6 protein-coding genes and 1 pseudogene are annotated in these 6618 nt (G+C 69.8%); 1 reads left to right on the forward strand and 6 read right to left on the reverse strand.

What is annotated here, in order from left to right:
* Positions 1-132 precede the first annotated feature (132 nt).
* The 6 genes from fabZ to QNJ12_RS22760 all read right to left on the reverse strand — a co-directional run bounded on the left by fabZ (position 133) and on the right by QNJ12_RS22760 (position 6096).
* A complete protein-coding gene (gene fabZ / locus QNJ12_RS22735; protein ID WP_300626253.1) occupies positions 133-549 on the reverse strand; it encodes a 3-hydroxyacyl-ACP dehydratase FabZ in 417 nt (138 codons plus the stop codon).
* 692 nt (positions 550-1241) lie between these two features.
* On the reverse strand, positions 1242-2012 hold the full coding sequence (gene trpA, locus QNJ12_RS22740; protein ID WP_300626255.1) for a tryptophan synthase subunit alpha: 771 nt from the start codon (positions 2010-2012) through the stop codon (positions 1242-1244).
* The gene (trpB, locus tag QNJ12_RS22745) at positions 2009-3202 is read right to left on the reverse strand and encodes a tryptophan synthase subunit beta (RefSeq protein WP_300626256.1); all 1194 of its coding nucleotides are present in this window, start codon (positions 3200-3202) and stop codon (positions 2009-2011) included. Before trpB ends, trpA begins: the two co-directional genes overlap by 4 nt.
* Before the next feature lie 30 nt (positions 3203-3232).
* Positions 3233-3886, reverse strand: a complete 654-nt coding sequence (locus QNJ12_RS22750) for a phosphoribosylanthranilate isomerase (protein ID WP_300626257.1) — start codon at positions 3884-3886, stop codon at positions 3233-3235.
* Between the two features lie 107 nt (positions 3887-3993).
* The gene (trpC, locus tag QNJ12_RS22755; protein WP_300626259.1) at positions 3994-4776 is read right to left on the reverse strand and encodes an indole-3-glycerol phosphate synthase TrpC; all 783 of its coding nucleotides are present in this window, start codon (positions 4774-4776) and stop codon (positions 3994-3996) included.
* A gap of 9 nt (positions 4777-4785) precedes the next feature.
* Positions 4786-6096 (reverse strand): glycine--tRNA ligase, encoded by a 1311-nt coding sequence (locus QNJ12_RS22760; RefSeq protein ID WP_300626261.1) that lies wholly within the window; start codon positions 6094-6096, stop codon positions 4786-4788.
* Positions 6097-6244: 148 nt separating this feature from the next.
* On the opposite strand from QNJ12_RS22760, the pseudogene QNJ12_RS22765 reads away from it, so the two are divergent.
* Positions 6245-6618, forward strand: a pseudogene (locus QNJ12_RS22765) (hypothetical protein); the annotation flags it as partial.

Here is a 6618-nt window from a genome sequence, read left to right on the forward strand (position 1 = left end):
CGATCGGCGGGACGTACGTCGTGCGCGCTGGCGCTGGCGGCGGCTCGGTGCCTCGCTGTTCGACGCGGTCGTCGATGCGCCGGTCGATTCGAGCGACGACGGGTCCGGCGAGCCGGCGGAGCACGCGCCGGATCACGCGTCGACCACGACGAACATCAGCTCGCATTCGGTGGCGACGTCGCCGCCGAGGAGGGCCCGGCCGACGCCGCGTCCGGCACGCGCCGACATCCGTGCCATCTCGCACTCGAGGACGAGCTCGTCGCCGGGCACGACCTGACGCCGGAAGCGCGCCTTGTCGAGGCCGCCGAACAGCGGCAGCTTGTCGGCGTACCGATCATCGCTCCGCACGGCGAGCGCACCGACCTGTGCGATCGCCTCGCACATCAGCACCCCCGGCAGGGTGGGGCGGCCCGGGAAGTGACCGGCGAAGAACCACTCGTCACCCGTCAGCCGCCACCTGCCGCGCGCCGAGACGCCCGGCTGGAGGTCGACGATCTCGTCGACGAACAGGAACGGCGGACGGTGGGGCAGCAACTCCTCTGGGCGCACGTGCGTCACTGTAGGCCACACCGGGTGAGATCGATCCGTGCACGCTCCGCGCCTGTGGTGCCACAACCACCGAAAGCATCGGAAATCCCTGATCACGGCGTGATTATCAAGAACTTGATCGATTGGTGACGATCTTGACCACCAAGAGTGCTAACGTCCCCACTGACCGCTTGTCCCAGGTCGGAAGGAGGCTCCCATGCACTACGTCCGCCCGTGCTGAAATCAGCAGTGTCTGTGAACGTTCCAACGCTCATCGTGCTCATGGACGCCTGCGTGCGTGCGCATGCCAGTGATCGTGGATCGTTCGAGGGTGGGTATCGATCCAGTAGTCCGATGGACCGTGCCGATCGGCAACCGCCCGCAGACGATCCAACATCACCGCTCTGATCCGAGCGGGCGGGTCGTCTGCGTGCCGCTTCCACACGACCATCGGTACACCGCAGGACTCACATTCCGCGACCCAGCAGACATCATCGTCCAACCACCGTGTCGTGAGCGGTGCAGCCTCGCAGAGTTCGCAGGTCGAGGACATCGAACCGAATGTAGGCCGGGCTTGCCCGGCTCAGTGGCATGAGAGGTTGCGGGAACGCAGGGGTCCTTCGGGGCCCCTGTGCCGCGTCCGGTGCCGGGTCCGCGGACGCCCGGGCACCGCGTCGACCTGCCGGGCGCGCCGCGGACCGAGGTGGCGTCGCTCAGCGATCGATCGAGGCGCGCACCTCGGCCACGTAGTCGCCGACCGAGTCCGGCCCGTCCTCCATCAACCGGCGGACCACCGACGCACCCTGGATCACCCCGTCGGCCACCCGTGTCGCCTCGAAGGCCTGCGCGGCGTCGGACACGCCGACCCCGACGAGGACGGGCGTGTCGGTGATCTGCTTCAGACGGCCGGCGAGCTCGGTGGCGGTCGCCGCGAGCGCGGACCGCTCCCCCGTCACGCCGAGCAGGCCCACCGAGTACACGAAGCCGCGAGCGCGTTCGATGATCCGGGGAAGCCGCTCGTCGGGCGCGGTCGGCGCCGCGAGCATGATGGTCTCCACGCCGGCCACATCGGCCGCCGCGCACCACGGCTCGCACTCCTCGAGCGGGAGGTCGGGCAGGATGGCCGCGCAGATGCCGGCCGCGACGAGGTTCTCGGCGAACCGCTTTGGGCCCGGGTGGTGCACGAGGTTGTAGTACGTCATCACGGCGAGCGGGATCTCGACGTCGAGGTGTGGCACCTCGTCGAGGATCGACGCCGGCGTGACACCCTCGTCGAGCGCTGCCTGCGACGCCTGCTGGATCACCGGCCCGTCCATCACCGGGTCGGAGAACGGGATGCCGATCTCGACGGCGTCGGCCCCGTTCGCCGCGGCGGCCCTGATCGCGGCCTGCCAACCCGGATAGCCGCCCGTGATGTACGGCACGAGCAGCTTGCGACCCGCGTCGCGCTTGGCCCGCAGGGAGCGCTCGAGCTGACCGGTCACAGCTCGCCCTCGAGGATGTCCATCATCTGGGCGACATCCTTGTCGCCGCGTCCCGACAGGTTCATCAGCACCGTCTGACCCTGGAGCTCGGCCGCCGAGCGGCTGATCCAGGCGATGGCGTGCGCGCATTCGAGCGCCGGGATGATGCCCTCGCTCTCGGACAGCAGCTGGAAGGCGTCGATCACCTCGGCGTCGGTGACGTTCGGGTACTCCGCCCGCCCGATCGCCGCCAGGTGCGAGTGTTCGGGGCCGACGCCCGGGTAGTCGAGGCCGGCCGAGATCGACACGGCCTCCTCCACCTGGCCGACCTCGTCCTGGAGCAGGTTGCTACGCATGCCGTGCACGACGCCGGGCGAACCGCGCCCGATGGCGGCTCCTCCGGCCGGCTCGACGCCGACCAGCCGGGTCCCCGGCTCGTCGACGAACCCGGTGAAGATGCCCATCGCATTGGAGCCGCCGCCCACGCAGGCGACGACGACGTCGGGCGGGCCGCCGAGCAGCTCGGCGCACTGCGCTCGGGCCTCGTCGCCGATGATGCTCTGGAACTGGCGGACCATGTACGGGTACGGATGCGGCCCGACCACCGAACCGAGACAGAAGTGGGTGTCGGCGACGTTGGCGACCCAGTGCCGCATCGCCTCGTTGACCGCGTCCTTGAGCGTGCGGCTGCCGCTCTCGACGCTCTCGACCTCGGCCCCGAGCAGCTTCATCCGGAAGACGTTGAGCGCCTGACGCTCGACGTCGACGGCGCCCATGTACACCTTGCACTCGAGACCCATCAGCGCGGCGGCCGTCGCGCTGGCCACGCCGTGCTGACCGGCACCGGTGTCGGCGACGATGCGCTGCTTGCCCATCCGCTTGGCGAGCAGCGTCTGTCCGATCACGTTGTTGATCTTGTGCGAACCGGTGTGGTTGAGGTCCTCGCGCTTGAGGATCAGCCTGATGCCCAGACGCTCGCCGAGGTTGTGGCACTCGGTCAGGATCGACGGGCGGCCGGAGTACTGCTCGTGGACGCGCGTCAGATCGGCACGGAAACCGGGGTCGCGCCACGCGTCCTCGAAGGCCGCCTCGAGCTCGAGGCAGGCCGGCACGAGGGTCTCGGGCACGAACCGTCCTCCGAAGTCGCCGAAGCGCCCGGTGTCGTCGGGAGGCGCGGTCAGGGGGGTCGGGGCATCGTCGGTCGTCGTCATGGCGTCTCGATCAGGTTGTCGGGGGGCGTGTCACTCGTCGGCCCAGTCGTACGGCAACTCGTCGTCGCCGAGATACGGGCTGGGAGCCGCGGCACGGGCGTTGGCGATGAATCTTCGCACCTTGGTCGGGTCTTTGCGTCCTGGAGAGGCCTCCACGCCCGATGCGACGTCGACCCCCCACGGCTCGGCGACGGCGATCGCGTCGGCGACGTTGTCGGGGTCGAGGCCACCGGCGAGGATCAGGCGCAGTGCGTCGGGGACCTCGGCGGCGAGCGTCCAGTCGAACACCTTGCCCGATCCGGGTTGCGGCGCGTCGATCAACACCATGTCGGTGCCGTAGGTGTCGGCGACCGCGAGGTCGGGCGACGTCGACGGGAACGCCTTGATGACGTATCGCACGCTCGCCGCGACCTCGGCGGTCTGGGCCGGCGTCTCGCGGCCGTGCAGCTGCACGGCCTTGACGCCGCTCTTGTTGGCGATCTCGATCACCCGTGCCGGGATCTCGTCGCTGAACACGCCGACGGTGAGCACCTCGGGCGGCAGGCGGCGGGTGATGTCGTACACCTGCTGGGGGGCGACCTGCCGGGGCGAGGGAGCGAAGATGAAGCCGACCGCGTCGGCGCCCATCGCAACCGCGAAGAGCGCGTCGTCCTCGTTGGTGATGCCGCAGATCTTCACGAACATGCTGGTGGAACGGTACCCGGCTCGCCGGCCGAAGACCGCGACCGATTTGGGAGATCCAGCGAGGGCGCAGTCACGACGGCGGGGCGGGCAACCCGACCCCCGACGCCCTACTCGAACGAGCCGATCAGCTCGGCGATCGTCGCGGCCGGATCGGCCGCCGTCACGAGGGTCTCGCCGACGAGCACGGCGTCGTACCCGGCCTGCCGGAGCGCTCTGGCGTCCGCAGCGTCGCGAACGCCCGACTCGGCGACCTTGACCACGCCGTCGGGGATCACACCGGCCATCCGGACCGCGCGATCGTGATCGACCTCGAACGTGACGAGGTCGCGCTGGTTGACGCCGACCAGGTCCGCGTTCGCCCTCAGCGCGACGTCGAGCTCGTCTTCGTCGTGGACCTCGACGAGCACGTCGAGGCCGACCTCGCCCGCCAGCGCATGGAGCTCGACGAGCTCGGTGGGATCGAGCGCGGCGGCGATCAGCAGCACGCAGTCGGCACCCATGAGCCGGGCGTCGACGACGTCGTGTGCCGACACGGTGAAGTCCTTGCGCAGCACGGGGAGGTCACACGCGGTGCGGGCCGCCCGCAGGTCGGCAGGCGAGCCACCGAAGAACTCGTGGTCGGTCAGCACCGACAGGCACGCTGCACCACCCCGCTCGTACGTGGCCGCCAACGCGGCCGGGTCGAGCCCGGCGTCGAGGTCGCCCTTCGACGGTGAGCGCCGCTTGATCTCGCTGATGACCGCGAGTGCGTCCTGGGCTCGCAGCGCAGCGGTGAAGCCGCGCGCTGGCGGCATCGACTGCGCCTGTTCGACCAGGGGCGCGATCGGCCTGTCGTCGCCGGCGGCTACCACGCGGTGCCGCTCGAGGATCCGATCGAGGTACGTCGCCATCGCCGTCGGTCAGAACCCGAGCCGCTCGGTGATCGCCGGCAGCACCTCGGGGATCGGCACGCGGATCTGGTCCATCGTGTCGCGATCACGGATCGTCACCGCATGGTCGTCGAGCGAGTCGAAGTCGATCGTGACGCAGAGCGGCGTGCCGATCTCGTCCTGACGCCGGTATCGACGGCCGATCGCCTGCGTCTCGTCGTAGTCGACCATGTACCGGTCGCTGATCATCGTCCTGACCTCGTGTGCCAGCGGCGTGAGCGTGTCCTTCTTCGAGAGGGGCAGCACGGCGACCTGGTACGGCGCGAGGCGCGGGTGGAGGCGGAGCACGGTGCGGGTGTCGTCGTTGACCTCCTCCTCGTCGTAGGCGGCGAGCAGGAACGCCGCCATCGCCCGGGTCGCCCCGGCCGCCGGCTCGATGACGTGCGGGATGTAGCGGTCGTTCGTCTGCGGGTCGAAGTAGTCGAGCTTTTCGCCCGAGTGCGAGGCGTGCTGCCTGAGGTCGTAGTCGGTGCGGTTGGCGATGCCCTCGAGCTCGTCCCACCCCCAGGGGAAGAGGAACTCGACGTCGGCCGTTCCCGCCGAGTAGTGCGAGAGCTCGTCGTCGTCGTGGGCGCGGATCCGCAGCATGTCGCTCGGGATCCCGAGCCGGTGGTACCAGTCGAGGCGCTCGTTGCACCAGTAGGCGTACCAGCGCTCGCTCTCGTGCGGCGGCACGAAGAACTCGAGCTCCATCTGCTCGAACTCACGGGTGCGGAAGATCCAGTTCTGCGGCGTGATCTCGTTGCGGAAGCTCTTGCCGACCTGCGCGATGCCGAACGGCGGCTTCTTGCGAGACGTCTGCAGGACGAGCCCGAAGTTCGTGAACATGCCCTGCGCCGTCTCGGGACGCAGGAACGCGTCGGCACCGGTGCCCTCCACCGGGCCCGCCTGGGTCTTGAACATCAGGTTGAACTGCCGGGCCTCGGTGAACGTGCCGGTCTCACCGCAGCTCGGGCACGTCGTCGGGTCGTCGAGCTTGTCTTCGCGGAAGCGGTTCTTGCAGTTGGTGCAGTCGACGAGCGGATCGGTGAAATTGGCGAGGTGGCCGGACGCCTCCCACACCTGGGGCGGCCCGAGCACGGCGGCATCGATCAGCAAGACGTCGTCGCGCTGCTGCACGATCGCCCGCAGCCAGGCCTCCTTGACGTTGCGGAGCAGCAGCGACCCGAGCGGCCCGTAGTCGTACGTGGACCGGAAGCCGCCGTAGATCTCGGCGGACTGGTACACGAACCCGCGTCGCTTGCACAGGTTGACGATCTGATCGAGGTCGGTTGCGGGCATAGTGCGGACAGGCTAGGGCCACCGCCACGGAGAACGCTCCAGCCGAGCCTCGTGGCTGCACGGTGACGTCGCCGGCGCAATCGGAGGTCTGAGCGGAGTTTCCCGCGGATTTCTGCGAGATTCCGGCCGATACGTCATCAGGACGGGCATGAGGATCACCCGCACCGCTGCCATCACCACCCTCGCTGCACTGACCGTCGGCGCCTGCTCGGTCACCGAGGCGGCCACCGCGCCTGCGTCGTCGCCCGCCCCGGTCGGCGTGAGCGCGTCGTCGACGATGCCGGCGGCGACCGAGGCGAGCGCGGAGGTCACCGGCGGGGCGCCGGTTCCGAGCGACGCGCGACGTGCCACGACCCCGGCGACGGTGCCGGCGACCATCGAACCGGCAGTCAGCGACTCGAAGACCGACGGAGCACCGGTCGCCGCGCGGCCCGGCGAGGAGCCGCCGCCGGATCCGCCGGTCCTGACCACGCCATCGGCCGACGACCCGACGCCGGCGGTGCCGGGCACGCCGCCGACGCG

This window comes from Ilumatobacter sp. (genome assembly GCF_030065885.1).
GTDB lineage: Bacteria > Actinomycetota > Acidimicrobiia > Acidimicrobiales > Ilumatobacteraceae > Ilumatobacter.